The organism is Methylobacterium sp. GC_Met_3 (genome assembly GCF_026540775.1).
Taxonomy (GTDB): Bacteria; Pseudomonadota; Alphaproteobacteria; order Rhizobiales; family Beijerinckiaceae; genus Methylobacterium.
The window spans coordinates 1-26,353 of record NZ_JALNUL010000014.1 but is presented as its reverse complement, the minus strand read 5'-3'; the positions used below and the strand labels follow the sequence as shown (position 1 = coordinate 26,353).

Sequence of the window (26,353 nt, the reverse complement as noted above, 5' to 3'; positions counted from 1 at the left end):
AGCCTTTGCGGGCGGTCGCGTCGATCCCGGAATGAGGACCTCCATGACCGATCGCGCGTCCGCCGCCTTCCGCTGGCTCGATGAGCAGGAGGGGGCGATGTTGTCGCTCCTCGAAGACCTCGTGAATCTCGATTCCGGATCATACGACAAGCCGGGCGTGGATGCGGTCGGCGCCCGCATCGCGGCGTTCCTGGCCGGCGAGGGCATCCCGGTCACCACGATCCCGGTCGCGGGCTACGGCGACGCGCTCAAAGCCGAGGTCGCGGGTTCCGGTGGCGGCAACCGGCCGGTGGTGCTGATGGGCCATCGCGACACGGTCTTCCCAAAGGGCGAGGTGGCGCGCCGGCCGTTCCACGTCGCTGAAGGCCGCGCCTACGGGCCGGGCGTCGCCGACATGAAGGCCGGCCTCGTGATGAACGCCTTCGTGCTGGCGGCCTATCACCGGGCCGGCGGCGCGCCGGTGCCGCTGGTCGGCCTGTTCACCAGCGACGAGGAGATCGGCTCGCCGGCCTGCCGGCCGATCATCGAGGACACCGCCCGCGGCGCCCGGGCGGTGCTGAATTCCGAGCCGGGACGGCCGACCGGGAACGTCGTCACCGGCCGCAAGGGCGGCGTGTTCATGCAGCTCGAAGTGCTGGGCAAGGCCGCCCATTCCGGCGGCAACTATGCGGAGGGGCGCAGCGCCATTCTCGAACTGGCCCACAAGACCGTGGCGTTCCACGCCATCACAGATCTCGCGCGCGGCATCACGGTGAATGTCGGGCTCGTCGCCGGAGGCCAGTCGGTCAACACCGTGGCGCCCCGGGCGACCTGCGAGATCGACCTGCGCTACGTCACCCCGCCCGACCGCGCGGAGGCCATGGACCGGATCGCCGCGATCGTGGCGGCCTCCACGGTGCCGGACACCACGGCGCAGCTGACCATCAAGGGCGAGTTCCTGCCGCTGGTGCAGGATGCGGCCTCCCGGGCGCTGTTCGAGACCTATGCCACGGTCAGCGCGGGGCTCGGCCGGCCGGTCGAAGGCGAGTTCGCGGGCGGCTGCGCCGATTCCGGCTTCACCGCCAGCGTCGGCTGCCCGACCCTCTGCGCCGTGGGCCCGGTCGGCGGCAAGGCGCATTCGCCCGAGGAGTACCTGGAGGTGGGCAGCCTCGTGCCGAGGGGGCGCGCGATGGCCGAGACCATCGCGGCGCTGAGCGGCTAATCCCGCAGGGCCGCCGCGAGACGCAGCAGGAACCCGTCGACGGCGCTCTTATCGATCCAGCGCAGCACCGCCACGAGGTCGCGGTCCGGATCGCACCAGATCACGTTGTTGCCGGCTCCCAGTGCGCTGAACGCGTTGGCGGAAAGCTGCGGCCTGGCGGCGGGGCCGCGGTTGAGCCACCAGAGATAGCCGTAGCTCTCAAGGGTCAGCGACGGGGTCAGCATGGCGCGGATCCAACGCTCCGACAGGAGCCGGCGGCCGTTCCACACGCCGCCGCGGGCGATGAGCAGCCCGAACCGGGCGTGGTCGTCGGCGCCGATGAACAGGCCGCCACCCCAATGGCCGCCGCCGGGGACGGACTGGATCCGATTGCCGTCGACCGTGACCCAGGCCGTGTCGTAGCCGTGCCACGCCCAGTCGGTGGACGCACCGATCGGGTCCATGATCCGCGCGCGCAGCACCTCCGGCAGGGCGCGGCCGAACAACCGCATTAGGCAGTAGGACAGCAGGTTCACCCGCACGTCGTTGTACTCGTAGTGGGAACCGGGCGGGTTCGGCGCTCGCTTCTCACCCTTGCGGCTGTTGTCCGCCCCCGGGCCGATCTGGCGGAAGTGGTCGACCTGATCGGACTTTTCGAACAGCGTTCCCTGCCACTCGCTCGATTGCTGCAGCAGGTTGCGCCACGTGATCGCGCCGTTATGCGGGCCGTCGAGGAGCGGGTCCGGCACGCTGTCGCGGACCGGGGCATCCACTTCGGGGATCAGCCCGTCATCGTGAGCGAGGCCGGCCAGAACCGCCAGGTAGCTCTTGGCGACCGAAAAGGTCATGTCCGGACGACCGGTGTCGCCCCAGGCCGCCACCCGGCGGCCGCCCTTCAGGATCACGCCCGCCGGGCCGCCCCGCTCCCGCACCGGGCCCACGATCGCGCTCCACGGTCCGGTCTCGTTCCACTCGACGATCCCGACATAGCGCCCATCCGGATAATACAGGCTGCGCGGCCACGCGCTCTCGTGCGCCTCGGCATAGGCCACCGCCTCCGCAAGGCGCACGGGATCGAGACCGGCCGCAGCGGGATCGGCCCGATCCCACGATTGCCCCGGCCATGACGGCACCATGTCCTGCCTCACACACGATCTCCACTTTTCGGGCGCGATGAGCGCAGCCCCGTCGGTCCCGGGCCTCTCACGGCACAGACCGAGAGGAAAGCATGCCTTGCGCCGCGCGGTACGAATGAGCCTGCCGCGCGCAACCTGCCGCCGGAATCGTTGGCCTGATGCGATGCAATCCAGCCCCGCGACAGGACCAAGTGGCATTGAACCAGACCAGAATACCGATCGATACCGACGCTTATTTGAAATATCGATTCCGAAATATCCGCAGAATTTCTACAATCCTCCTATTCTTGTTCCCCCATAGACCCGCAAAACCTGCAATATAGACACCCGTCATCCGCGCTAAGGTCGAACATATTTCGTATTAAATGCATTTAATGTTCATAATTTTGGAGAAATTCGATGCTAGACTCATATTACAGTAACATTGCTACACAATTTACTACCTAAAAGCGAAAGACATACAATATCTTAAGTTCGATTGGAGTTGCGAGGGCCCATGTCGGCAGTAGCAAACTCCGAATCCCGGAAGAGACTGGCTTGGATACGATCCCAGACTGTGCTCGGGGCACTCGGAGGCGCCGTCGCCCTGATCACCCCCCTGGTACTCCTGGCCGCCCCCCGGTCCGATACGGTGGTGCTTTTCGGCCGCGCGGGATCCGGCTCCGATGCGGTGGTCCGCATGGTGGCCGAGGCGGGCGGGTCGATCTTGAACGTCGATGGTCAGCGGGATGTCGTGATCGCCCGCGCCGATGACTCCGGTTTCGTCCTTCGCCTCTATGCGGCGGGGGCCCGGCTCGTCTTCGACGGCAGCTCGGCCCGCGGCTGCGGTCGCGCCGACCGGTCCCACGCCGTCACCCGCAATTCGGATCCTGATTTCGGACGCTCAGCACGATGAACCACCTCAATACGCTCCGGCTCAAGTTCGGCCGTTCCCTCATCGCGATCTTGTGGGTGCACGTGCTCGTCGTCGCAGGGGCCGAGGCCGCGCTGAATAGCGGCCTGCCGACGCTGGGCCCGATCGCCGCCGTCATGGTCCTGGCCGGAACGGCGACGATGCTCTGGTGGCGGGATCCGACTGGCCGGGCCACGCGCATCGTCAGCGGACTCGCCCTGATCGGCATGGCGGCGATCTTCCTGATCGTCTTCGCCGGGCATCGCTGGCAGGTCGATCTGCACATGTACTTCTTCGCCTGTCTCGCCGTGCTGGTCGGCTGGTGCGACTGGCGCGTGATCCTGGCGGCGACCGTGGCGACCGCGGTGCATCACCTCGCCCTCGATCTGGCTGTTCCGGCCTTGGTCTTCCCGGATGCCGCGACCGATATCGGCCGCGTCGCGCTGCACGCGGTGATCGTGGTGGTTGAAGCCGCCGTCCTGATCTGGGTCTGCCGCACGACGGTCGACTCGTTCCGGGCGCTCGGCCAATCGGAGATGGAGGCCCAGGCGCAGCTGGCCCGCACCAGCGTCCTGGAGCAGGAAGCCGCGGAGGCCCGGGCCGAGCTGGACATGGCACGGCGGAACGCGACCGAGCACCTGGCCCGGACCTTCGAGACGACCGTGGGCGGTATCCTCGATCATGTGTCCAGCGCCGCAGCGGGCCTGCGCACGGCAGCGGCCGACATGTCGGAGACGGCCTCCAATTCGGCGCGCCGGTCGTCGGACGTGGCCTCCTCGGCCGGGGACGCGGCGCGCACGGCCGAGACGGCGGCCGAGGCGACGGCGCAGCTCGGCGCGTCGCTCGGCGAGATCGAGCGGCAGGTGAGCGGCTCCGCCGATCTCGCCAGCCGGACCGCCGCGCAGGCGGCCGAGGCGGTGCCCCTTGTTCAGGAGCTGAGCGCGGCCGCGGAACGGATCGGCGACGTGGTGGCGCTGATCTCGACGGTGGCCGCCCAGACCAACCTGCTGGCGCTGAACGCCACGATCGAGGCGGCCCGGGCCGGAGAGGCCGGCCGCGGCTTCGCGGTGGTGGCGGCCGAGGTGAAGGAACTCGCCAGCCAGACCGCCAAGGCCACCGAGGACATCGCCTCGCAGGTCGGCCGGATCCAGACCTCCACGCAGCGGGCCGTCTCCGCGGTGAACGGAATCACCGTGCACATCCGCGACATGAACACCCTCGCCAGGCAAATCACGGCCTCCGTGCGCGACCAGGGCGCTGCCGCCGAACGCATCGTCCGCACGGTCGCGGAGGCGGCGGCCGGCGCCAGCGCGGTGAGTTCGACCGTCACGGCCGTGGCCGAAGCCGTCGAGACGACGGGAACGACCGCAGGCGGCCTTCTGGCTTCGGCCTCTGAGCTTTCGGTCGAATTCGACACGCTCGGGCAGGAGGTCGGCCGCTTCCTCGCATCGGTCCGCGCGGCCTGACTTCAGGCAGCGCGCCGCGCATCAGCCCGGCCGGACCGTGTCGGTGAACCACGGCGCGCTGACCGCGCACCAAGCAGAGGGTGGATAGGCGGGTCGGCCCGCTCAGGCCCCGGAGTGAGGGTGGTCGTCTCAACGCCCGCTTGCGCCCCGGGGCCGCTTCGATCAGTTTTCGACGGATCCCGTGAGGATCTTGGGCGAAGGATCGCGTTGTCCGTGCATCTTCTGATCGTCGACGACCACCCGCTGTTCCGCGATGCCCTCGCGGCCACGATCCGCCTCGCGCATCCGGATGCGGTGCTGCACGAGGCCGACGGGATCGAGGCGGCCTGCACGGTGCTGACGGCCAACCGGAATATCGACCTGACGCTCCTCGACCTGTCGATGCGCGGCACCGCCGGGTTCGACGGGCTGATCACGATCCGCGCACGGTTTCCGCGGATCCCGATCCTGATCGTGTCCGGCCACGAGGATCCGCGCATCGCGCGCGAGTCCCTGCAGCACGGAGCTGCCGGCTTCGTCCCGAAGGCGATGGACAAGGCAACGCTGACCCGGGCGATCACCGAGGTCCTGAGCGGCGCGCTGTTCCTGCCGCCGGGCCTCGCCGAGGCGAACGCCCCCGCGTCGCGCTCCAAGAAGGCGCCGCTCCCCGAGCGCCTCGCCCGGCTGACCCCGCAGCAAGTGCGCGTTCTGATGATGATCCGGCAAGGCAAGCTCAACAAGCAGATCGCCCACGAGCTTCAGGTGGGCGATTCGACCGTGAAGGCGCATGTCTCCGAGATCCTGCGCAAGCTGGAGGTGATCAGCCGGACGCAGATCGTGATCGACACGGCGTCGCTGGATTTCGACCAGATCCACAACGCGCATCCGGCCTAGACGCCGCCGGTCATGACACGGGGTGCGGATCACCGTCGGAGAACCGGCCCCCGCCGCGGACGAGGGAGGCGGGCGGAGACGCCCGACGCCGGTCTTGGACGGGGTGGCCGGACGCTCGCCCGCTGAACATTCTCATCGGCTTGGGGTTGGCTTGGGACCATCTTACGCGGACTCAGGAGACCCCATGTCGAAGACGATCCTCGCGCTGGCCACGTCGCTCGTGCTCGCCACCTCAGGCGCGGCGCTGGCACAGGCACCGCATACCGGCGGCGCCAACCAGGGCAACGTGAACAAATCCGGCGCCGTGGGCGGCACAGGGACCGGAACCGGGGCGATGGAGCAGACCGGCTCCACCGGCGCCGGCATGGCGCCCGGCACCAGCGGCGGCCCCCGCGTGAGCACCCCCGGCGCGCCTGCCGGCAGCAGCATGGGCAACGGCACGACCGGCAGCGGCGCTGCGCCGAGCGGGAAGTAAGACGCGCAGCGACCCTAGACGCAACCTACTCTCCTCCCCCTTGTCGGGAGGAGTTTGAGGTGGGGGTGTGGTGCAGGATCGAGTGGTGCGGTGCCTTCTGCACCACCCCCACCCCTGGCCCTTCTCCGCGAGCTTGAGCGATCCCGGGCAGGCCCGGGATCGCCAGGGGAGGGGATATGGGTCTCAATGGACCCCGGGCATCATGCCCCGAGCCCACCCACGCACAGGTACTTCGTGTTCAGGTAATCCTCGATGCCCTGATACGAGCCCTCGCGGCCGAGACCCGATTCCTTCACGCCGCCGAAGGGCGCCACCTCGGTGGTGATGATCCCCTCGTTGATCCCGACCATGCCGTATTCCAGCGCCTCCGCGACCCGGAAGGTGCGGCCGAGGTCGCGGGTGTAGAAGTAGCAGGCGAGCCCGAACTCAGTGTCGTTGGCCATGCGAATCGCTTCCGCCTCGTCGCGGAAGCGGAACAGCGGCGCCAGCGGCCCGAACGTCTCCTCGCGGGCGACATCCATCCCGGGGGTCGCACCGGAGATCACGGTCGGCTCGAAGAACTGGCCGCCCAGCGCGTGCCGGTGGCCGCCCGCGATCACCCGGCCGCCTTTCTCGACCGCGTCCCGGATATGCGCCTCGGTCTTCTCCACCGCCGCCATGTCAATCAGCGGACCCTGGGCGACGCCGTCCTCGAGGCCGTTGCCGACCTTCAGGCGGTTGGCGGCCTCGGCCATCTTCTCCGCGAAGGCGTCGTAGATCCCGTCCTGCACCAGGAAGCGGTTGGTACAGATGCAGGTCTGGCCGGAATTGCGGAACTTGGCGAGCATCGCGCCGGCCACCGCGCGGTCGATATCGGCATCGTCGAACACGATGAACGGCGCGTTGCCACCCAATTCCATCGAGACCTTCTTCACCGTGTGCGAGGCCTGCTCGAGGAGCACCTTGCCGACCTCGGTGGAGCCGGTGAACGTGATTTTCTTGACCAGTGGGTTGCCGGTCATCTCGGCACCGATGGCCCGGGCCGAGCCGGTGAGGATGCTGACCACGCCGGCTGGGAAGCCCGCACGCTCGCACAGCACGCCCCAGGCCAGCCCCGAGAGCGGGGTCTGCGAGGCCGGCTTGATCACGATCGGGCAGCCGGCGGCCAGCGCCGGGGCGATCTTGCGGGCGATCATCGAGGACGGGAAGTTCCACGGCGTGATCGCCGCCACCACGCCCACCGGCTCCTTGGTGACGAGAATCTTGCGGTCGCCCCAGGGGGAGGGGATCACGTCGCCGTAGACGCGCCGCGCCTCTTCCGCGAACCACAGCACGTAGGCCGCCGACATGGCGACCTCGCCGCGGGACTCGGTCAGCGACTTGCCCTGCTCGGCGGTGAGGATCTGCGCCAGATCCTCCTGATGCTCGGTGACCAGCGCGGCGAGCTTGCGCAGCAGCACGGCGCGCTCGTTGGCGGTCTTGGCGCGCCAGTCCGGATAAGCCGCGTGCGCCGCCTGAATCGCAGCCCGCGTCTCCTCGGCGCCGGCATTCGGCACCCGGGCGATCACCGCGCCGGTGGCGGGGTTGGTGACATCGATGCTGCCGGAGCCGGCCTTGGTCCATGCGCCGCCGACGAGGCAGGCTTCGACCAGCAGGGCGCGATCCTTCAGGGTGGGGGTTTCGAGTTCAGGCATCCAACGGTTCCTTCGGCGGCCGCGGCATGTCGGGCTGGGACATGCCGGGTCGCGGCTTGAGAGGTACGCTCTGGGCCGTATTCCTCGCCTGCGCCTCGGCTTTTGTCTCGAAGACATGGGGAGCCAGATCGCGGCTCGCCAACGAGGCACCGAGTTTCAATCGCAAGAACGCGCTGGTCGTATAGCGCGATGCGGTCTCGTAATACCGATTCTCCAAATAAGCGATGGCCGAGAAGTAGGCGTCGCTTACGGTCGCGTCGATCTCGAACCCGTCGTAATTGGCGATCAGGTGGACCTTGCGGCCGATCTCCTGGCAGGCACGCTCGTATTCCCGGCGTACCAGCTCGACATCGTCGATGGTCCGCACCTGGAAACCTTCGAGATTCGAGAACAGGATGTTGCGCTCCGGATCGTAACTGATCCGCTCCGCGAGCGAGAGGCCCAGCAGCCAGGGCTCCAGCCCCATCACGGTCTCGCGGAACAGGCGCGGATCCATGGGCTTCGGGTTCTGCACGATCGGCGCAAACCCCATCTGCCCGAGGATATCGCGCGCGATATCGATCCCCGGTGCGACCTCGACGAGTTCCATCCCGGCCCGTGTCCGCCGGAAGACGCAACGCTCGGTCACGTAGAGCACCGGCTGGCCGCGTTCGGCCGCGTAGGCGCCCGAGAAAGTCACCTGCTCGACGGCGGCGATGAATTTCTGGGAGCGGCCCTCGGTGAGGATGCGGATGCCGTCGCCCTCGATCGCGACCTTCAGCCCATCGGCCGTGAAGGTGCCGGCGAACACGAGGCTCTTCGCGTTCTGCGAGATGTTGATGAAGCCGCCCGCGCCTGCGAGCCGCTTACCGAAGCGACTGACGTTGACGTTGCCCTCGGCATCGCATTGCGCAAGCCCCAGGCAGGCGAGGTCGAGGCCGCCGCCGTCGTAGAAATCGAATTGCTGGTTCTGGTGCAGCACAGCGGCCGGATTCAGGGCGGCGCCGAAATCGAGCCCGCCCTGCGGCAGGCCGCCGATCACGCCGGGCTCGGCGGTGAGGGTCAGGTATTTCAGCACCCGCTCCTCGGCGGCGACGGCCGCGACGCCCTCCGGCATGCCGATGCCAAGATTGACCACGCCCCCAGGGGGCAATTCGAACGCGCAGCGCCGGGCGACGATTTTTCTGGCGTCGAGCGCCATCGGCGGGATCCGGTCGAGCGGCACGCGCTGGCGGCCCGTGAAGGCGTGGTTGTAGGGCGTGCCGTAGGTCTGCCGATGGTTCTCCGGCTGGCTGAGCACCACGCAATCGACCAGGATACCCGGGACCTGCACCTCGCGCGGATTCAGCGAGCCGGCCTCGGCCAGACGCTCCACCTGCGCGATGACGAAGCCGCCCGAGTTCTTCGCCGCCATGGCGGCGGCGAGGTTGTCCAGCGTCAGCGCCTCGCGCTCCATGGTGATGTTGCCGGCGGGATCTGCGGTCGTGCCGCGGATCAGCGCGACGTTCACCGGGAACGCCTTGTAGTGGAGCCAGGATTCGCCGCCGAGTTCGACCACGTCGACGAGGTTTTCCGTCGTGACGGCGTTCAGCTTGCCGCCCTCCAGGCGCGGATCCACGAAGGTGCGCAAGCCCACCTTGGTGATGTGGCCCGGCGTATGGGCCGCGATCTCGCGGTAGAGATGCGAGACGACGCCGAGCGGCAGATTGTAGGCCTCGATCTGGCCTTCGACCGCCATGGCGCCGAGCTTCGGCACCAGCGCCCAATGGCCGCCGACGACCCGCTTCACGAGGCCCGGGAGTGCCAGCCGGTTGAGGCCGCGCTCCTTGCCGTCGCCCGGGGCGGCGGCGAACATCAGGCCGATCCCGTGCGGGCCGTTACCGGCTTCGAAACGGCGGGCCAGCGCCAGGATCAGCTCGTCGGGTGTGCCGATACCGACGAAGCCCGAGACCGCGACCATGTCGCCATCCTGCAGGATGGCGGCGGCCTCGTCGGCGCTGACGATCTTGTTCTTCAGGCTGCCCATGGGGTGATCCTCGGTGGCCGGACCGTGCGCCTTTCCCTTCCTCGTCTCCGGGCTACGACATTCACACATCGCTGGCCGAGACGCGCTCTCCTCCCCCCTGCGGGGAGGAGTTGGAGGTGGGGGTGGTGCAGAAGGCACCGGACCGCTCGATCCTGCGCCATCCCCACCCCTGACCCCTCACCGCAAGGGGGAGGAGAAACGCGCTTATTCCTCAAACTCGTGGCGTCCGACAGTGATACGGGAATCCGGTAGCCCCCCTCTGCGGGGGAGGGGAGGGGCGTTGCGCTGTGTGAGGACCGATCAGCGAGCATCCTACCCCCGCTGACCCAGCCAATCGGCGATGCCCGAGCCCAGCAACTTCTGCGCCTTGCCGCCGACAAAGACCCCGACATGGCCGCCGGGCAGACCCATCTCGGTGTAATCCGCAGTGCCGATCTTGTCCCTCAGCGCCTGCGAGGTGGCCGGCGGGATGATGTGGTCGTCCTGCGCGAACACGTTCAGCACCGGGCAGGTGATGGCCTTGAGATCCACCCTCCGGCCGCCAAGCTCGAAGGCACTCTGGACCAGCTTGTTGTCCTGATAGAGATCCTTCAACCACTGCTTGGCAGCTTCACCCGGATGATCCGGACGGTCGGCGATCCACTTCTCCATCCGCAAGAAATTCAAGAACTTCTTCTTGTCGTCCAGGGCGTCGAGCAGATCGAGGTTGTACTTGGTCATGGTCCGCATCGGCGTCATCATCGAGAACACCGAGCCCATGAAGGCGCCGGGCAGGGAGCCCTGCGCGTCGATCAGCCGGTCGATGTCCTCGGGCGTGAGCGAGCGCGTCCAGACGTTGATGAAGCCGTGACCCGCTCGGGCGTCGCGGGCATCGGCGTGGAAGTCGATCGGCGTGATGGTCAGCACCATCGCGTTGACGGTCTCGGGGTAAAGCGCCGCGTAGCAGGTGGTGAAGACACCGCCCTCGCAGATGCCGAGCAGGTTCACCTTCTCCCGCTCGACCGCCTCCTGGATGAAGGCGACGCATTCCGCGAGGTAGCCATCCACGTAATCGTCGATCGAGACGTAGCGGTCGGCCCGCCCCGGATTGCCCCAATCGACTACGTAGAGGTCGAGGCCGAGATTGAGCAGGTTGCGGACCAGCGAGCGGTCTTCCTGAAGGTCGGCCATCGTGTAGCGGCCGATCAGCCCATAGACGATCAGCACCGGCGGCAGGCCCTTGCTCTCGGCGAGCGGCCGGTAGCGGTAGAGGGTGACCTTGTCCTGGCTCCAGACCAGATCCTTCGGCGTGGTGGCGATCTCGACATCCGCGTCGCTGACATCGGCGAACAGCTTGGCGCCCTCGCTGAGGCGGCGCCCAAGGGTGCCGACCTCGGCCAGCAACGCAGCGGGGGTGAGATTCAGCGGAGCGGCCGGCCCCTTCGGGCTTTCCTGATCAGCCATGGGCGTTCTCCCCGACCTGTGAACCGCCCGCCTTGGACGCCTTGCCGGCCTGCCGGCGCTCGCGGCGGAGCGCCCGGACCTCCCGGCGCAGCTCGGTCAGGCTCTTATGCACGTCGTCGAGTTCGGCCCGGGTCGGCTGGCCGTAGAACTCCGCCAGGAAGGCTGCCACATCCTGCTGGGCGAGCCGGAGATCGGTGGAAGCGCGCAGCACCGCCCGCTGCGAGGTGAGAAACGTGTCCGAGCGCTGGATCTCCAGCAGGACCGTGTTGGCGGTCTCGATCCACCGGCTCATCATCTCACGGGCGGAGGCGAAACTCTCGCCGCGCTCGGCGCGGGCATTGGCCTCCTGGGCGAAGGTGCCGGCTGCACGGGTCCAGGCGTCGAGCATCACGGCCTGATGCTCGCTCTGCGCCCGCCGAAGCGCCGTCCAGGCGGTGAACAGGGCCGCGTAGCGCCGCTCGGTCTGCCACAGGTCGGCAAGCTGCGGGCCTTCGGACATGCGGGTCAGCGCGGAATCGAATTCGGCCGAGCCGCCGAGCCAGGCCTGCGGATCGAAGATTTTGGCGAGCACCGCGCCGGCGGTTGGATCCGGCGCGCCGGGACCGCCCTGGAGCGAGGCCGCGAGCGTCTGCGACAGCGCGGTCGCGGAGGTCCAGGCCTCGGTCAGCTTCGCCTGCGCCGTGGTGAGCCCGGTCAGATCCGTCGTCGGAAAACCCGGCCAGCCGAAGCCGGGGGTGGCTTGCCCGGTGCCAGGGGTGAAGAAGCCCGCGCCGGCCCGGGTCCAAAGCTCGCCCATGGCCCGGAACGCGTCGAACTGGTCCATGCTGGCGTTCCCCCGGATTTCCGACTCCGCGATGACGCGGAGCGTGTCGTCAGCTCACAGACCCGTCCGGACCCCCATCCAAACCGCCGCTCTCCAATCCGATCCCCTCATCCTGAGGTGCCGGAGCGCAGCGGAGGCCTCGAAGGAGGGCTCCAGCGAGCCACGTGATCCCTGGAACCCTCCTTCGAGGCCCGCTGGCGCGGGCACCTCAGGATGAGGTTGAGCGTCGGATGCGGAATCGGCGTCACGCCGCCGGTCGTGCCTCGCCCAGCGCCTCGGCGTAAATCTTGAAGGCGTCGTCGTAGGTGACCTCGCGCGGGTTGTTCACGAGGAGCCGCGTCTGCTTCATCGCGTCGGTGGCCATCCGCTCCAGATCCTGCCGGGCGACGCCGACCTCGGCGAGCGAGGCCGGCACCTTGCAGTCGCGGCAGATCGCGTCGAGGCTGTCGACGAAGCGCTTGGCGGCCTCGGCCGGCGGCAGGTCCGCGGCGGCGGGATCGAGGATCGGCGCCAGCTCGGCGTAGAGCGCCTCCGCGTGGGAGAGGTTGAAGCGCATCACCCCCATCAGCACCAGCGCGTTCGAGAGCCCGTGCGGCACGTGGAAGATCGCCCCGACCGGATAGGCCAGCGCGTGCACGGCCGCCACCGGCGCGTTGGCGAAGGCCATGCCGGCCAGCATCGCGCCGAGCAGCATGCCGGAGCGTGCCTCCAGATCCTTGCCGTCCGTGCAGGCCGTGCGGATGTTGGCCGACAGCAAGGCCAGAGCCTGCTTGGCGAGCTGGTCCGAGATCGGGTTCTTCTTGTTCTTGCTGGTGAACGCCTCGATGGCGTGGACCATCGCGTCGATGCCGGTGGCCGCCGTGACGTGGGACGGCAGCCCCAGCGTCAGCTCCGGATCGAGCACCGCCCAGTCGGGCAGGAGCTTTGGCGCGACGACGCCCTTTTTCTCGGTGGTGGGTGTCGTTACGATCGAGATCGGCGTCACCTCGGAGCCGGTCCCGGCCGTGGTCGGGACCAAAATCAGCGGCAGCCGGTCGCCCTTGGCGAGACCGACGCCGTAGATCGAATCCAGCGGTTCATCCGACTTCGCGAGATAGGCCACGAGCTTGGCGGTATCGAGCGCCGAGCCGCCGCCGATCGACAGGACCAAGTCGGTCCCGAGCTCCCGGGCGTGCTTGGCCGCCGCCTCGATCACCGTGGAGGGCGGATCGGCCACGACATCCTCGTAGACGTCGAGCGTGATGCCGGCTTCCGCCAGAGCCGCCTCGGCGGCCTTCGTAAGCCCGGCGCTGCGCACGCCCTTGTCGGTGACCAGCAACACGCGCTTGGCCCCGAAGCTGCCAACGATCTCCGGCAGTTTCTTGGAGGCGCCGGCCTCGAACAGCACGTTCGGCGTGGTCTGGAAGGTGAACGGGTTCATCGCACTGCCCTGTCTTGCTGGCCGACCGTTGGTGAGACCGAGGTCACTCGGCCGGCTCGAAATCCTTCACCTTCTCGCGCAGCTCCTCGACCAGCACGCGGGTGTTCTCGGAATAATCGATCGGCACCGCCACGAGGTGGACGCCGCCTTCCGCGAAGGCGCGGTCCAGGGTCGGCACGAGGTCGTTCACCGCTTCGACTCGATGGCCCTTGGCGCCGTAGGCCTGCGCGTAGAGCACGAAATCCGGATTGCCGAAGGTCATGCCGAAATCGGCGAACTTATCGACCGCCTGCTTCCAACGGATCATCCCGTAGGCGGAGTCGTCGAGGATCAGAACCACGAGGTTGAGCTTGAGCCGCACCGCGGTCTCCAGCTCCTGGCTATTCATCATGAAGCCGCCGTCGCCGCACACCGCCATCACCCGGCGGTTCGGATAGAGCATCGCCGCCATCATGGCCGAGGGCAGGCCGGCGCCCATCGTGGCGAGCGCGTTGTCGAGCAGCAGCGTGTTGGCCACGTAGGTGCGGTAGTTCCGGGCGAACCAGATCTTGTACATGCCGTTGTCGAGGCACACGATCCCGTCCTCCGGGATCACCCGGCGGACGTCGCGCACCAGCCGCTGCGGCGTTACCGGGAAGCGGTCCTCGCCGGCGCGGTCGGCGATGTGGTTCAGGATGTGCTCGCGCAGCGGCAGCAGGGCGCCGGCATTCGGCAGCTTGCCCTCCAGCCGGTCGGCCAGGATCTTCAGGGTCGGCCCGAGATCGCCGACCACCTCGGCATCGGGATAATAGACCTGCTCGACGTTGGCCGGCATGTAGCCGATATGCAGCACCTTCTGGTCGGCCTGGCCCATGAAGAAGGGCGGCTTCTCGATCGTGTCGTGGCCGATGGCGATGATCAGGTCGGCCTTGTCGATCGCCTCGTGGACGTAGTCGCGCTCGGACAGGGCGGCGGTGCCCATGTACAGGCTGGTGCCGCTGGCGACCGTGCCCTTGCCCATCTGGGTGGTGAAGAACGGGATCTGGGTGCGCCGGACGAAGCCGCCGAGATCGCCCGTGGCGCGCGGCCGGCTCGCGGCGGCGCCGAGCATCACCAGCGGGCGCTTGGCCTTGAGGATCATGGCGGCGGCCCGGTCGATCGCGGTCGGGTGGGCGACCGGGATGTCGATCGGGTGCGGCGGCACCATGTTGGCCTCGGCCTCCTCGGCCGCGATGTCCTCGGGCAGTTCCAGCAGAACCGGCCCGGGCCGCTCCTCGGTGGCGACCCGGAAGGCGTCGCGCACGATTGCGGGGATCGACGAGGCGGAGACGATCTGGCGGGCCATCTTGGTGATCGGCTTCATCGAGCTGATCACGTCGACGATCTGGAACTTGGCCTGCCGCGAGGACAGGATGCCCTTCTGGCCGGTGATGATGATCATCGGCATCGCGCCGAGATGCGCGTAGGCCGCGCCGGTGGAGAAGTTCAGGGCGCCCGGGCCCAACGTCGAGAGGCACACGCCCGGCCGGCCGGTGAGGCGGCCATGGGTGGCCGCCATGAAGCTCGCCGCCTGCTCGTGGCGGGTGAGCACCAGCTCGATCTTGGACGTGCGCAGGGACTCGACGACGTCGAGGTTCTCCTCGCCGGGGATGCCGAAGATGCGGTCGACCCCCTCGTTCTCGAGGGCGGCGACGAGGAGATCTGAACCCTTGGGCATGCGAGGTCTCGCTGGTGCGTCGGCGTATCGGCGTCGCTCGGCGAAGAATGTCTTGGCGGCGCTTGGGGTGGTTAGAGAGCCGCCACCGGAAGTGGTCAAGACCGGTTCAGGCCCGAACAGTCACAGAGGCGGCGCGATGCTATCTCCACCAGACTTGCCGCACCCCGGAACGTCGTTGCACGGTCAAGGTTGTCGAGCGGTCAGGGAATTTTGAATACATGGAACGGACGGCCATCGAGCAGGACACAGCGGCGGACATGGCCGCCGGGGCGACCGAGCCGGACACGGGTCCGGTTCTGGCGCCGATCGCGGATTTCCCGCGCATCGACCTGCGCGTCGGCGTCGAATCGTGGGACAAGCGCCGTCAGGTCGGGAAGGCGCTCCGGGATGCGGTGCCCCACGCGGCCCTGGGCGAATGCGCGGACGATCCGGACCGGCCCGACCCGATCGCCCTGATCGAGGCGGCCCATGAAGGGCGCCAACCGCATCTGATCCCGTTGCGGGTCGCCCGGATGGCGACCTCGCCCTTCGCGTTCCTGCGCGGGGCCGCGCATGTCATGGCCTGGGACCTGTCGCGCGGGCACCGCAGCGGCATCGACGTGGTGATGAACGGCGATGCCCACACCGACAATTTCGGTCTGTTCGGCACGCCCCAGCAGGACATCGTCCTCGATCTCAACGATTTCGACGAGGTGACGATCGGCCCGTGGGAATGGGACCTGAAGCGCCTTGCCGCCGGTCTCGCGATCGCAACCGCGGAGGCCGGCGCCTCGGCGCGCGATTCCCGCGCGGCGGTCATCGAGGCGGTCTACGGCTACCAGCATACGATGCGGCGGCTGGCGCCCCAGGGCTCCCTCGATATCTGGTATCAGACGACGCGGGTCGACACGCCCCACATCTCCGGGCTGCGGCTTGATGCCGAGGGCCGGGCCGTTGTGCGGCACGCGGTGGACAAGGCCCGGCGGCGGAACAACCGGAGCCTGCTGTCGCAGGTGGCGGAACGACGGACCGACGGGAGCTGGCGTCTCAAGACGGACGCGCCGATCCTGACCCCGGTGGACGACGCCACGCGGGAGAGCGTCGTCACCGGTTTGGAGCGCTACGCCGAGACCCTGCCGCGCGAGCGGCGCTTCATGCTCGATCGCTACCATGTGGTCGACGTGGCCCACCGGGTCGTCGGTGTCGGCAGCGTCGGAACCCGGGCCTATCTGGCCCTGCTGTTCGGCAATTCCGACGCGGACGCGCTGTTCCTCCAGGTCAAGGAGGCGGTCCGCCCGGCCCACGCGCCGTACCTGCCGGGGATGCCCGATCCTTACGCCGGTCACGAGGGCGAGCGGGTGATCTACGGCCAGCGCCTGCTCCAGGCGGTGGGCGATCCGCTGCTCGGCTGGACCAGCATCGCCGACCGCCCGTTCTACGTGCGCCAGATGAAGAATTTGAAGGGTGCGATTCCGCTGGCGCGGATGTCGGGGGCCTCGCTTCAGACCTTCTCGTATGCCTACGGGACCCTGCTGGCCCGTGCCCATGCCCGCACCGGGGATGCGGCGGCGATCACCGGCTATTGCGGCAGCGGCAAGAACGATCATCTCGCCGCCGCGATCGCCGACTGGGCGAGCGCCTATGCGGCGCGCAACGCCGCCGACTTCGCGCTGTTCCGCGACGCGATCGCGAGCGGGCGGCTGGAGGCCGCGGAGGATCCGTGCCTGTAGAGCATCAACCCGAAAGGTGGTCGCTGGCTTTCGGAAAACGCTGATGCGAAGACAAGGATCTCGAGCATCGCGTCAGATGATGCCGGGCGGCGGTGGCTCGTGGGCGAGCCGCACCAGCAGGTCCCGCAGCCAGCGATGGGCCGGATCGCGGTCGTAGGAGGCGTGCCAGAGCATCGAGACGGCGACATCCTCCAGCGCGACCGGCACCGGGCTCACGCTGAGTTCCAGCGCGCTCGCGAAGGAGGTGGCAAGCCGCGCATGCATGGTGGCGATCACCGGCGCGGCGCGCACGAGGAACGGCACGACCAGGAATCGCGGCGTGGTCACGGCGAGGGTCCGCGACCGGCCGATCTGGGCGAGCGCGTCATCCACCACCCCGTGGGCCGTCTCCCGCAGGGAGGTCAGCACGTGGGGAAACCGCAGGTAATCGTCGAGGCCGATCGGCGGCTCGAGGCCGATCAACGCGGCGTTGAACAGCACCACGTAGCTGTCCCGGTAGAGCAGCCGCTGCTTGTGGTGGATCTGCCCCTCTGAGAACAACCCGATGGCGATATCGACCCGGTCGGCATCGAGTTCGTCGAGGATTCGCGACCGCTCGACGGAGCGCAGCAGCAGCCGGATACCCGGCGCCTCCCGGCGGAGCTGCGCGATCAGGCGCGGCCCGAGCAGCACCTCGACGCTGTCGGGCAGGCTGATCGTGAAGGATCGATCCACGGTGGCCGGCTCGAAGCGTTCCTCACGATGGACCAGCGCCTGAACCTGCCGAAGAGTGGCGCGCAGGGGTTCGGCGATCTTGAGCGCCCGAGGCGTCGGTCGCATCCCGTCCGGTGCGCGGGTCAGAAGCTCGTCGTCGAACAGGCGGCGCAGGCGGGCAAGGCTCGAACTCATCGCCGATTGGCCGACCCCGATCCGGGCCGCCGCCCGGGTGACGCTGCGCTCATCGAGGAGCGCGTCGAGGGCGACAAGGAGATTCAGGTCGATCCGGCTGAGGTCGATATGGTCGATGGCCACGGGCGATTCGGTTCGTTGGTCTCGGCGCCGAGCTATAGCAACAACGGCGCGATTTAGGGTTTCGAGGTAGATTTCGCTGACAGTCTTGGATTGAGGAAGAGGCAAGCGGGCTCCGCGGGTCGGAAGAGGGGAGCGACGGTGCAGAATATGGCTCGGCCCATCGTGAAGGTCGCATCCCTTCCGGAACTCGGGCTCCCCTTTTGTGGGACTTCGTCCCGACCCGACACCCGCTGACGCAGGGGCCACCGTCCCCCCTTGCGGCTACAAGCTACAAAGGTTTGCGGTCTCGGCGGGGCGTGCCCGCCCGGAAGAGCGCGGGTCCCCTCTCCCGAGCGGGAGAGGGACAGGGTGAGGGTCGAGAATGTTCAGAATGAAGCGCGCAGCCGCAGCGCATCGATCGCGTGCTCCGTCCGGGGAGCTCTCATCCCTCACCCCAACCCTCTCCCGAACGGGAGGGGGGGCCCGTCGCGCTCCCTCATGAGCCGTGTACCTCAAAACTGTGTAGCCCGTAGGCAGAGGGGGGAGGGGAGAACCGGCCGCAGCCCGCCTGCCATTCGTCCTTGACAATGTTCCTATTTTGTGCTCATTAGCCGCCACCTGTCCGCGGCGGCCTGGGAGCGATCCCGGGGCGTCCTTCGGGGGCCCGCCCGGTGGCTGACCGGGCGGGTCCGGGGACGGGGCGGTGCCCGCGTCGGTGGCTCTCAGCCGCCATCGCCCCGGGCGGCGGACCGGTACGGGGCGTGCCTCGGATGCGGGCGTGAGACCGGGCGGCAGTTTGCCCGGCGGGGGGAGGAAATGCCCCCCGCGCCGACCCGCGTCTGGGCTGACCCTGAGCGACCTGCGGACCCGCCCACGACGAGGCGGGGGACGGCTGGAAGGCCACGGCGCCGATGCGGGTTCCGGGGGTGCGTGCACCCCGCCCGAGACCGCTAACGGGGAGTCGCAGGATCGGGACGTCGGAGACACCGCGACGAGAAAGACGGCACCGGCCGGGGACCATGCCCGGTCGATGCCGCGGGCGCCGCGGGGACCGGATCCCGCGCGTTACTTGGCCGACACCTGGGTTCCCGCGGCGTCCCGCGTCCCGCGTGTTGCTTCTTGGGCCATGCCCCCGGCGCCGAAAGGCGCGCGGGGACGATGATGCGCGTCCGAGAGCAACCCAACCTGCCGGGTCACGCCGGCATCGGCTCGCGCGGCTCGGTGTAGTCGTAGAGGCGCGGCGCGGGGATCTCGTCCTTGGCACCCATCCGCGCCACGAGATGGTCGGCGACCCGAAGGGCATTGGCGATGATCGTCAGGGTCGGATTCACGGCGCCGATCGAGGGGAAGAAGCTCGCGTCGGTCACGTACAGGTTGTCGAGCTGATGGGCCTTGCAATTCCGGTCCAGGACCGAGGTCGCCGGATCGTCGCCGAACCGCAGCGTCCCGGCCTGGTGGGCGGTGCCGCCGATCGGCACGTTCTTGCCGAGGTAGAGCGAGCGGTCGAACAGCTGCGGGTGGATGTCGGTGAAGCTGCAGATCTGCTGGAGCTTATGCCGCAGGCGCTTGTGCGCCTCGCTGTTCGTCTCGGTGAGATCGAGATGGACCTTTCCGTCCTTGTAGAAGATCCGGTTCTGCGCCAGCGGGATGTCCTCGGAGGTCAGCCAGAAATCGACCGAATGCTTGGCGATCCAATCGAACGGCTTGTTGGGGAACCATTGCAGGAATCCGGGCAAGCCCTCGCCGTGGATCTGCGCGCCGTCGGACTTGCCGACCATCTGGATGTGGCCGAGGGGGAAATCCCAGCCGTCCTTCGGGTCGGGATCGCCGAAATAGAAGTCGTTGAGGCCGAGTGTCTTCTGGAATCGCGTCGGGTTCGGCGTCTTCGAGATCGCCAGAATCGTCGAGTTGTTGTGGCGCATGTAGTTGCGCCCGACCTGATCGGAGCCGTTGGCGAGACCGGTCGGGTGCCGGTCGCTCGCCGAACGGAGCATCAGCAGGGCCGACGACAGGGCCCCGCAGGCCACCACCACGAGGTCGGCCGAGGCTTCGAACGGCGCGCCGTCGCGCTCACCCACCACACCGGTCACGGTCCGTCCGGCCGGATCGGTGACGAGACGCTCGATCATGGTGCGGGTGAGCAGCGTGAGGTTCGGGCAGTCCCGCAGGGCCGGATCCACCACCATGGTCTGCGCGTCGGACTTGCCGTTGGTGGGGCAGGGGAAACCGTCGAAGGATTCACACTTGATACAGGGCGAGGTCGGCACCGCCCGACCGTCCTTCTCCACGAGGCGCACGCCGACGGGGAGGTGGAACGGCTGGTGGCCGGCCTGCTTCAGGTTGTCGAACAGCTCCTGAATCCGGGGTTCGTTCGCCACCGGCGGATGGGCGTAGGGCTTCCTCGACCACGGCTCGGTCGGATCCTCGCCGCGCAGGCCGTGGACGTGGAACAGCTCTTCGGCGGCTTGGTAATAGGGCTCGAATTCGTCGTAGCCGACCGGCCAGGCCGGCGCGATCCCGTCCTCGTGGCGGATCTCGGAGAAGTCCTGCTCGCGGAGGCGGAACAGGATCGAGCCGTAGAATTTGGAGTTTCCACCGACGTAATAGTGCAGGCCGGGATGGAAGCTCTCGCCGTCCGAGGAATACCACGTCTCCTTGGCCTGATAGTAACCGTCGACGATCACCGCCTGGCTGTCCCAATTGCGGGGCTCGCGCAGGAGATAGTCGCCGCGCTCGACCAGCAGGATGCGCTTGCCGGTCTGGGCCAGACGCCACGCCATCGTCCCGCCCCCCGGGCCGGATCCGACGATGATGACGTCATAGTGCTCACCGGGCATGGGGTGTCTCCGTCCGGGCCGAATGTCCTGGGCCCATCGTCCTGGCAGGCAACTCGCGAGCTGCCAATCGGATCGCGCTTCGGCGGCGTATTCGACGACACGCGCTGCAACCGCCGGTTAAGCGCATTTCCCAACACGGCCTTCAGCTTCGCCTGCGATCCTGCGGCGGACCGGCCTCCTGCCGGGGAGGCATCGATGGTCGTCGAGGACATTGCGCTGGTTCTGGCGCTCGTGGTCGCCGCCGCGCTCGCGGTCGATCGATGGCGCGTGCGGCGGGCCGGGCCGGACGACGGCGAGGCCGAACGGATGCACGACCGCCTGTGGCGGATCAGCGAGAGCGAGGACCGCTACCGTGCCCTCGTGGCCGCGACCACCGAGGTGATCGTCCAGCGCGACGCCCGGGGCCGCATCACCTACGTCAACGAGGAGTATGCCCACCTCCTCGGGCGCGAGCCGATCGAACTGCTCGGCGCGCAGACCGACCTTGAGATCCTGGATCGCAACGCCGTCGAGATCGGCGGCGACGGGGTCCGCCGCATGGAGGCGCAGGTCCGCACGGTCGATGGCCGCGTGCGCTGGTTCGCCTTCGTCGAGATGCCGGTGGCGCATGGCGACGCGATGCACTGGCTGCGTGCGGGCCGGGACGTGACCGCCCGGGTGGAGGCGATCCGCAGCCGCGACGCCGCGCTGGAGCGGGCGGAATCGGCGAGCGTCGCGAAGTCCCGGTTCCTTGCGACCGTCAGCCACGAGATGCGCACACCGCTCAACGGTATCCTGGGGATGGCCGAACTCGTCCTCGGGACCGAACTCAATCCGGAGCAGCGCACCTATGTGGAGGCGGTGCGCACCAGCGGCCAGGCGCTGCTCGGCCTGATCGACGGCGTCCTCGACTTCTCGCGGATCGAAGCCGGCCGTCTCGATCTCGCCGCCGAGCCGTTCAGCCTGCCGTCCGTGGCGGAGGGCGTGGTCGAGCTGCTGGCGCCGCGGGCGCAGGACAAGGGGATCGAGATCGCCCTCGACGTGGCCGAAGGCTTTCCGACGGGTCTCGTGGGCGATGCCGACCGGGTGCGGCAGATCCTGATCAATCTCGCGGGCAACGCCATCAAGTTCACCGAGCGGGGCGGCGTCGGTGTCAGCCTCACGTTCGCGCCAAGCGAGACCGGCCCGAACGAGGTGGTGCTCACCGTCGCGGATACCGGGCCGGGAATCCCGGAGGATCGTCTGCCGATCCTGTTCGAGGAGTTCGAGCAGGGGGACGGCAGCGCCAGCCGGAGCCACGAGGGCACCGGGCTCGGTCTCGCCATCACCCGGCGCCTCGTGACCCGGATGGGCGGACGGATCGAGGCGACCTCCTGCGTCGGGCGGGGCACCACCTTCCGGGTCCTGCTGCCGCTTCCGGAGGTCGTCGCGAGCGACCGCTCCGATCCGCTGCCGCGCCTCGACGGGCGGCGCTGCCTGATCGTGGCCGATTCACCGTTCCAGGCGCCCTACCTTGCCCGCGGCCTGTCCCGGGGCGGCGCAGCGACGGTGATCGTCGACACCCTGGAATCCGGGCTCGACGCCCTGTCGGGCGCAGCCTTCGACGTCATGCTGGCGGATCGGGCGCTGGGGGATGCGGCGGTGCGGCAGCTCGCCGACGCGGCCCGGGCCTGCGGCGTCAGCTGCAGCCTCGTGCTGCTCTCACCGTTCGATCGGCGCGGCTTCGGCGCCGCGGGGGCAGCCGGGTTCGACGGCTACCTGATCAAGCCCGTCCGGGAGCGGTCCCTGTTCGAGCGCCTGTTGGCGCCCCCCGGCCCGACCGAGGTCCCGGCCACTCCGCCCGCCGCCCTGCCGCGGGCCGGCGCCGGGATGCGCGTCCTTCTCGCCGAGGACAACCCGATCAACGCCCTGCTGGCGACGCGCGCCCTGGAACGCCTCGGCGCCGAGGTCGTCCATGCCGTCGATGGCATGGCGGCGCTGGAACAGCTCGACACGAACGGCCCGTTCGACCTCGCGCTGATCGATGTGCGCATGCCGCGCCTCGACGGGCACGAGACCGCCCGCCGGATCCGCGCCGCCGAATCGGACGGTCCCGACCATCTCCATCTCGTCGCGCTCACCGCCAATGTCAGCCGCGAGGACGAGGCCGCCGCCCGGGCGGCCGGCTTCGACGGGTTCCTGGCGAAGCCGCTCAACCTGAAGCTCCTTCCGGCATTGCTGGAGCGCCGCTCGGCGCAGGCGGCCTAGGAGGCTCTCCGCCGCGTGGACATCGGTTCGGCCCACACGAACGACTCGGAGCCGCGCCCGCGTTGACAGGTCGGCTCCTCCCACGCCAACAGGATCCCATGTCGTCAGCCGTTCATCCGTCGCCCGAACCGCGCTCGTCGAGCGACGCGCTCGTCGTCTGGGGCATCGTCGCCCTGGTGATCGCCACGGTCCTGCTCGGCGCGCTTCTGCCGGCCCGTCACCCGGCGCCGGCGCGCTCCGTCGCCGAGGATCCGACCTGCCTCGAATGGACCGACGGCTGCCAGGCCTGCCAGCGCCTCGCCGAGGGACCGGCGTGCTCGCTCCCGGGCATCGCCTGCCAGCCCGTCGCGCCGCACTGCCTGCGCCGCGCCGACGGGTGAGCCTCGGCGCGCCGGTTCTCCGCTTCGCGCCAAGTCCGAACGGGCGCCTTCATCTCGGACACGCCTACTCCGCCCTGCTCAACGCCGATCTCGCTGAGCGGATGGGCGGGATCTGCCGCCTGCGTATCGAGGATATCGACCCACAGCGCTCCAAGCCCGCGCTGATCGACGCGATCTTCGCCGATCTCGCTTGGCTCGGCCTGCGCTATCCCGAACCGGTCCGGCGCCAATCCGACCACATGGGGGACTACTGGGCCGCCCGTGACGACCTGATCGACCGGCGGCTCGCCTATCCGTGCTTCTGCTCGCGTGGCCAGGTCCGCGCTCTGGCTGAGTCAGGCAACACAACGGCCTGCGATCCGGACGGCGCCCCGCTTTATCCCGGCACCTGCCGGAGCCTCGACCCCGCCCGCGTCGCCGAGAACCTCGCCTGGGGCGCGCCGCATACCTGGCGTCTCGATATGACGGCCGCGCTCCGATACACAGGCCCGGACCTCGCCTACGTCGCCTTCGACGCGACAGGCGCACAGCGGATCGCCGCCGATCCCGCCCGTTGGGGTGACGCGGTGATCGCCCGCCGGGACATCCCGACGAGCTATCATCTGGCCGTGGTGCACGACGACGCGGCGGAGGGGATCAGCCATGTGGTGCGCGGCCGCGACCTGGAGGCGGCCACCGACCTCCACGTTCTGCTCCAGAAACTCCTCGGACTTCCGACGCCGCAGTATCGGCATCACCCGCTGCTGCTCGATGCGGAAGGTGAGAAACTCGCCAAGTCGCGGGGCTCGCAATCGCTCGCCGATCTCCGCGAGGCCGGCATCACGCCCAGACAGATTCGCACGCAGCTCGGGTTCGGCTGAACAGACGGAATGGCCTCAGCGCACGATCGCGTCGCGCTGGGCAAGGGCGGTCGCGCTCTTCGACTTCTGCATCGTGACGTCGATCTGCTCGCGCTGCCGTCTGAACTCGGCGAGCAGGCGCCCGTCGAGTTCGCGGCCGCGGGGAACGCGGATCTTCATCGGGTCCACGAAATGGCCGTTGATGATCACCTCGTAATGGAGGTGGGGTCCGGTCGAGAGACCCGTCGAGCCGAGATAGCCGATCACCTGTCCCTGCCGGACCTTGACGCCCTCCCGGATACCGCGGCCGAACCGTTGCATGTGGTTGTAGGTCGTCACGTAGCCGTTGATGTGCTGGATCTCGACCCGGTTGCCGTAGCCGCCCGACGTCATCTCGGCCCGTATCACCACGCCATTCCCGGTGGCCATGATCGGCGTACCGATCGGGTTCGCCCAATCGACGCCCGTGTGAAGGCGCGCGTAGCCCAGGATCGGATGGCGCCGGTAGCCGAAGCCGGAGCGCATGATCCCATCGGCGATGGCTTTGCGCAGCAGAAATTTCTTGAGTGATCGCCCCTGCTCATCGAAATAGTCGATGGTGCCGTCGTCTGGGGATTGGAACCGGTAGACCTTGTGCGTCTCGCCGCCGACTGTCAGCGCCGCGTAGAGCAGGTCTGGCCGGTCCGCACTCGCCTCGTCGTCGTAGCTATAGAAGACATCGACATCGTCACCGCTGCCGATCCGGCGCTGGAAGTCGAGGTCGTAGCTGAAGATGCGGACGATATCCTCCACGGTCGATCGCGGCAGACTGTGGCGCGCGGCCGTTTCGTAAAGGCTTTGATAGAGCCGGGGACCAGAGCCCGTATCCAAGTCCTCATCGTCGCCGGCATCGGCCGGCTGCTGCGGCTTGGCGGAGGGTGCCTCCTCGGCAGGGGGAGCCACCGAGACGAAGGCACCGCGATCGTTCAGGGCAGCAATCCCTTCGATGCCGGCCTCGCCGTACAGCACCACACGTGTGACCTGGCGCGGGTCGCCGGGGCGCGGGCCCGGCGCGATCTGCACGCGCATCGGCTGACCCTCGGCAAGAGCGGCCAGACGCGCCTTGCCACCGAGGGCCGCGACGACGCCGCGGATCACGTCGTCGCCCGCGAATCCGGTGGCCTTGAGCGTGCTCTCGACGGTCTCGCCGCGCTTGAGCGCGAGGTCGCGCTCCTCGACGAGCGGCGCCTCGTTGGGCTTCAGCTCGAGCTTGGCGACCTTCGTGACGTTCTCGGGGACGACGAGAACCTCGATGGACTTGAACGGATTCGCATCCTTGGGTCCGGCACCGTCCGTGTCGCCGGCGGAACCTTGCCGAAGGGTTCGCGACAGCATGATCTGCGGCGCGATCGGAATCGTGGCCCGGCGGCCGGCCTCGGCGGCGATGCGCCGTTCCTCCTCGACCTGCGCGGTGACGTCGTCGTCGGTGAGCCCTGGTGCATTGGCCGCGTCGGCGACATCGGCGAGGTCACGCTTGACGACTGTGACTTCAGCCCCGGGGGCGTCGGCCGCGGCATCGGGTGCACGCTCGAGAGGTTCGTCGGACACGAACTTCATGGGATCGAAGCGCGGCGGCTCTGTCGTGTAGACCCCGGTCGTCATCGACAGCGGCGTGCTGAGCCGCACGAACGCCTTGGCTTTGATGATCTCGCGATCACCCAGCCTGACCGTAACCGGTGCCCGGAAACTCTGCTTGGCCGACGCAATCATCAGGTTGCGCACGAGCCGGTCGCCCTTACGGGCCAGATTGGCGCCGCTCTCGCTCGGCTGCGGACGGGCAGGAACGGTGACGCGCTCGGGGATGGCAGCGAAGGAGACATCGCCCTGGAGAGAGACATGAAGCGCCGCCGCGATCAGGCAGGCTCCGGTCAGGCCCGTGAGGGTACTGGCGCAGAGCCAGCGCAAATTGACCGACCGCCGATCAATCTGGCTCGCGGTTGCGCCGAGCTCATCGAGCGGCGCCTGGAGCCCGCGCCCGAAGCTCGAGGAGGCCACATCACCGATCTTAAGTCGCGCGCGCTTCACTCGATGGCCCTGAGAAGACGATGGCGAACGGAGCGTCAGGCGGGTCTCTAAAAGAACCCGCGGCCGGGTTCCGCCGCACCGGAGCGGGTGGGCGCCACCGGCCCGACCATCTCAAGACGCAGCGTGTCCAGATTGAGGCGCCCTGCACGCACCTGCAAGCTGGCATCGGCTCCCGAAGGCACAGGCCCGACGGGGCGGGGGGGGGGGGGCAGATTTCCGCAAAAAG

19 protein-coding genes are annotated in these 26,353 nt (G+C 68.6%); 9 read left to right on the top strand and 10 right to left on the bottom strand.

Translation table 11 applies throughout. The annotated features are described in order from the left end of the window. Positions 1-43: 43 nt before the first annotated feature. Complete coding sequence (locus OXS27_RS17460; protein WP_267357862.1) at positions 44-1,201, top strand: M20 family metallopeptidase; 1,158 nt, start codon at positions 44-46, stop codon at positions 1,199-1,201. On the opposite strand, the gene OXS27_RS17455 is transcribed toward OXS27_RS17460, so the two are convergent. Further along, a complete protein-coding gene (locus OXS27_RS17455; RefSeq protein WP_267357860.1) occupies positions 1,198-2,328 on the bottom strand; it encodes a serine hydrolase in 1,131 nt (376 codons plus the stop codon). The two genes, OXS27_RS17460 and OXS27_RS17455, sit on opposite strands and share 4 nt — an antisense overlap. Before the next feature lie 544 nt (positions 2,329-2,872). Here OXS27_RS17455 and OXS27_RS17450 point away from each other — a divergent pair. The 4 genes from OXS27_RS17450 to OXS27_RS17435 all read left to right on the top strand — a co-directional run bounded on the left by OXS27_RS17450 (position 2,873) and on the right by OXS27_RS17435 (position 6,022). Beyond that, on the top strand, positions 2,873-3,211 hold the full coding sequence (locus OXS27_RS17450) for a hypothetical protein (protein WP_267357858.1): 339 nt from the start codon (positions 2,873-2,875) through the stop codon (positions 3,209-3,211). Then, on the top strand, positions 3,208-4,674 hold the full coding sequence (locus OXS27_RS17445) for a methyl-accepting chemotaxis protein (protein ID WP_267357856.1): 1,467 nt from the start codon (positions 3,208-3,210) through the stop codon (positions 4,672-4,674). The genes OXS27_RS17450 and OXS27_RS17445 overlap by 4 nt, the downstream gene beginning before the upstream one ends. Before the next feature lie 213 nt (positions 4,675-4,887). Further along, entirely contained in the window at positions 4,888-5,547 is a 660-nt protein-coding gene (locus tag OXS27_RS17440; protein WP_267357854.1) for a response regulator transcription factor, read from the top strand. Positions 5,548-5,731: 184 nt separating this feature from the next. Continuing rightward, a complete protein-coding gene (locus OXS27_RS17435; protein WP_267357852.1) occupies positions 5,732-6,022 on the top strand; it encodes a hypothetical protein in 291 nt (96 codons plus the stop codon). A 200-nt stretch (positions 6,023-6,222) separates the two neighbouring features. Here OXS27_RS17435 and OXS27_RS17430 read toward each other — a convergent pair whose 3' ends face one another. The 6 genes from OXS27_RS17430 to OXS27_RS17405 form a co-directional block, all read right to left on the bottom strand. Continuing rightward, on the bottom strand, positions 6,223-7,695 hold the full coding sequence (locus tag OXS27_RS17430) for an NAD-dependent succinate-semialdehyde dehydrogenase (RefSeq protein ID WP_267357851.1): 1,473 nt from the start codon (positions 7,693-7,695) through the stop codon (positions 6,223-6,225). Then, positions 7,688-9,700 (bottom strand): CoA-transferase, encoded by a 2,013-nt coding sequence (locus OXS27_RS17425; RefSeq protein ID WP_267357849.1) that lies wholly within the window; start codon positions 9,698-9,700, stop codon positions 7,688-7,690. Before OXS27_RS17425 ends, OXS27_RS17430 begins: the two co-directional genes overlap by 8 nt. 312 nt (positions 9,701-10,012) lie before the next feature. Next, positions 10,013-11,143, bottom strand: coding sequence for a class III poly(R)-hydroxyalkanoic acid synthase subunit PhaC (gene phaC / locus OXS27_RS17420; protein WP_267357847.1), 1,131 nt, complete (start codon positions 11,141-11,143; stop codon positions 10,013-10,015). Beyond that, entirely contained in the window at positions 11,136-11,966 is an 831-nt protein-coding gene (locus tag OXS27_RS17415) for a poly(R)-hydroxyalkanoic acid synthase subunit PhaE (RefSeq protein WP_243920662.1), read from the bottom strand. The genes phaC and OXS27_RS17415 overlap by 8 nt, the downstream gene beginning before the upstream one ends. Positions 11,967-12,210: 244 nt before the next feature. Further along, positions 12,211-13,386 carry an iron-containing alcohol dehydrogenase gene (locus OXS27_RS17410; RefSeq protein ID WP_267357844.1) on the bottom strand — a complete coding sequence of 392 codons (1,176 nt, stop codon included), beginning with the start codon at positions 13,384-13,386 and terminating at the stop codon, positions 12,211-12,213. A 43-nt stretch (positions 13,387-13,429) separates the two neighbouring features. Continuing rightward, positions 13,430-15,082: an acetolactate synthase large subunit gene (locus OXS27_RS17405; RefSeq protein WP_267357842.1), complete on the bottom strand. Its 1,653-nt coding sequence runs from the start codon at positions 15,080-15,082 to the stop codon at positions 13,430-13,432. A gap of 218 nt (positions 15,083-15,300) precedes the next feature. On the opposite strand from OXS27_RS17405, the gene OXS27_RS17400 reads away from it, so the two are divergent. Then, entirely contained in the window at positions 15,301-16,791 is a 1,491-nt protein-coding gene (locus tag OXS27_RS17400; RefSeq protein WP_267357840.1) for a DUF2252 domain-containing protein, read from the top strand. Positions 16,792-16,863: 72 nt separating this feature from the next. Here the strand turns inward: OXS27_RS17400 and OXS27_RS17395 are convergent, their stop codons facing one another. Next, on the bottom strand, positions 16,864-17,802 hold the full coding sequence (locus OXS27_RS17395) for a LysR family transcriptional regulator (RefSeq protein ID WP_267357838.1): 939 nt from the start codon (positions 17,800-17,802) through the stop codon (positions 16,864-16,866). Positions 17,803-18,974: 1,172 nt separating this feature from the next. Then, positions 18,975-20,618, bottom strand: a complete 1,644-nt coding sequence (locus tag OXS27_RS17390) for a GMC family oxidoreductase (RefSeq protein WP_267357836.1) — start codon at positions 20,616-20,618, stop codon at positions 18,975-18,977. A 195-nt stretch (positions 20,619-20,813) separates the two neighbouring features. Between OXS27_RS17390 and OXS27_RS17385 the strand changes: the two genes are divergently transcribed. The 3 genes from OXS27_RS17385 (at position 20,814) to gluQRS (ending at position 24,084) form a co-directional block, all read left to right on the top strand. Beyond that, a complete protein-coding gene (locus OXS27_RS17385; protein WP_267357834.1) occupies positions 20,814-22,844 on the top strand; it encodes an ATP-binding protein in 2,031 nt (676 codons plus the stop codon). A 98-nt stretch (positions 22,845-22,942) separates the two neighbouring features. Continuing rightward, positions 22,943-23,224, top strand: a complete 282-nt coding sequence (locus tag OXS27_RS17380) for a hypothetical protein (protein WP_267357832.1) — start codon at positions 22,943-22,945, stop codon at positions 23,222-23,224. Next, entirely contained in the window at positions 23,221-24,084 is an 864-nt protein-coding gene (gene gluQRS / locus OXS27_RS17375; protein WP_267357830.1) for a tRNA glutamyl-Q(34) synthetase GluQRS, read from the top strand. The genes OXS27_RS17380 and gluQRS overlap by 4 nt, the downstream gene beginning before the upstream one ends. A gap of 15 nt (positions 24,085-24,099) precedes the next feature. Here gluQRS and OXS27_RS17370 read toward each other — a convergent pair whose 3' ends face one another. Next, a complete protein-coding gene (locus tag OXS27_RS17370; RefSeq protein WP_267357828.1) occupies positions 24,100-26,127 on the bottom strand; it encodes a M23 family metallopeptidase in 2,028 nt (675 codons plus the stop codon). Positions 26,128-26,353 lie beyond the last annotated feature (226 nt).

What these genes read in the sequence shown, in the direction of transcription:
- OXS27_RS17460 (WP_267357862.1), top strand. Translation starts at nt 44, where the DNA reads ATGACCGATCGCGCGTCCGCCGCCTTCCGCTGGCTCGATGAGCAGGAG.
- OXS27_RS17445 (WP_267357856.1), top strand. Translation starts at nt 3,208, where the DNA reads ATGAACCACCTCAATACGCTCCGGCTCAAGTTCGGCCGTTCCCTCATC.
- OXS27_RS17435 (WP_267357852.1), top strand. Translation starts at nt 5,732, where the DNA reads ATGTCGAAGACGATCCTCGCGCTGGCCACGTCGCTCGTGCTCGCCACC.
- OXS27_RS17430 (WP_267357851.1), bottom strand. Translation starts at nt 7,695, where the DNA reads ATGCCTGAACTCGAAACCCCCACCCTGAAGGATCGCGCCCTGCTGGTC.
- OXS27_RS17425 (WP_267357849.1), bottom strand. Translation starts at nt 9,700, where the DNA reads ATGGGCAGCCTGAAGAACAAGATCGTCAGCGCCGACGAGGCCGCCGCC.
- phaC (WP_267357847.1), bottom strand. Translation starts at nt 11,143, where the DNA reads ATGGCTGATCAGGAAAGCCCGAAGGGGCCGGCCGCTCCGCTGAATCTC.
- OXS27_RS17415 (WP_243920662.1), bottom strand. Translation starts at nt 11,966, where the DNA reads ATGGACCAGTTCGACGCGTTCCGGGCCATGGGCGAGCTTTGGACCCGG.
- OXS27_RS17410 (WP_267357844.1), bottom strand. Translation starts at nt 13,386, where the DNA reads ATGAACCCGTTCACCTTCCAGACCACGCCGAACGTGCTGTTCGAGGCC.
- OXS27_RS17405 (WP_267357842.1), bottom strand. Translation starts at nt 15,082, where the DNA reads ATGCCCAAGGGTTCAGATCTCCTCGTCGCCGCCCTCGAGAACGAGGGG.
- OXS27_RS17400 (WP_267357840.1), top strand. Translation starts at nt 15,301, where the DNA reads ATGGAACGGACGGCCATCGAGCAGGACACAGCGGCGGACATGGCCGCC.
- OXS27_RS17390 (WP_267357836.1), bottom strand. Translation starts at nt 20,618, where the DNA reads ATGCCCGGTGAGCACTATGACGTCATCATCGTCGGATCCGGCCCGGGG.
- OXS27_RS17385 (WP_267357834.1), top strand. Translation starts at nt 20,814, where the DNA reads ATGGTCGTCGAGGACATTGCGCTGGTTCTGGCGCTCGTGGTCGCCGCC.
- OXS27_RS17380 (WP_267357832.1), top strand. Translation starts at nt 22,943, where the DNA reads ATGTCGTCAGCCGTTCATCCGTCGCCCGAACCGCGCTCGTCGAGCGAC.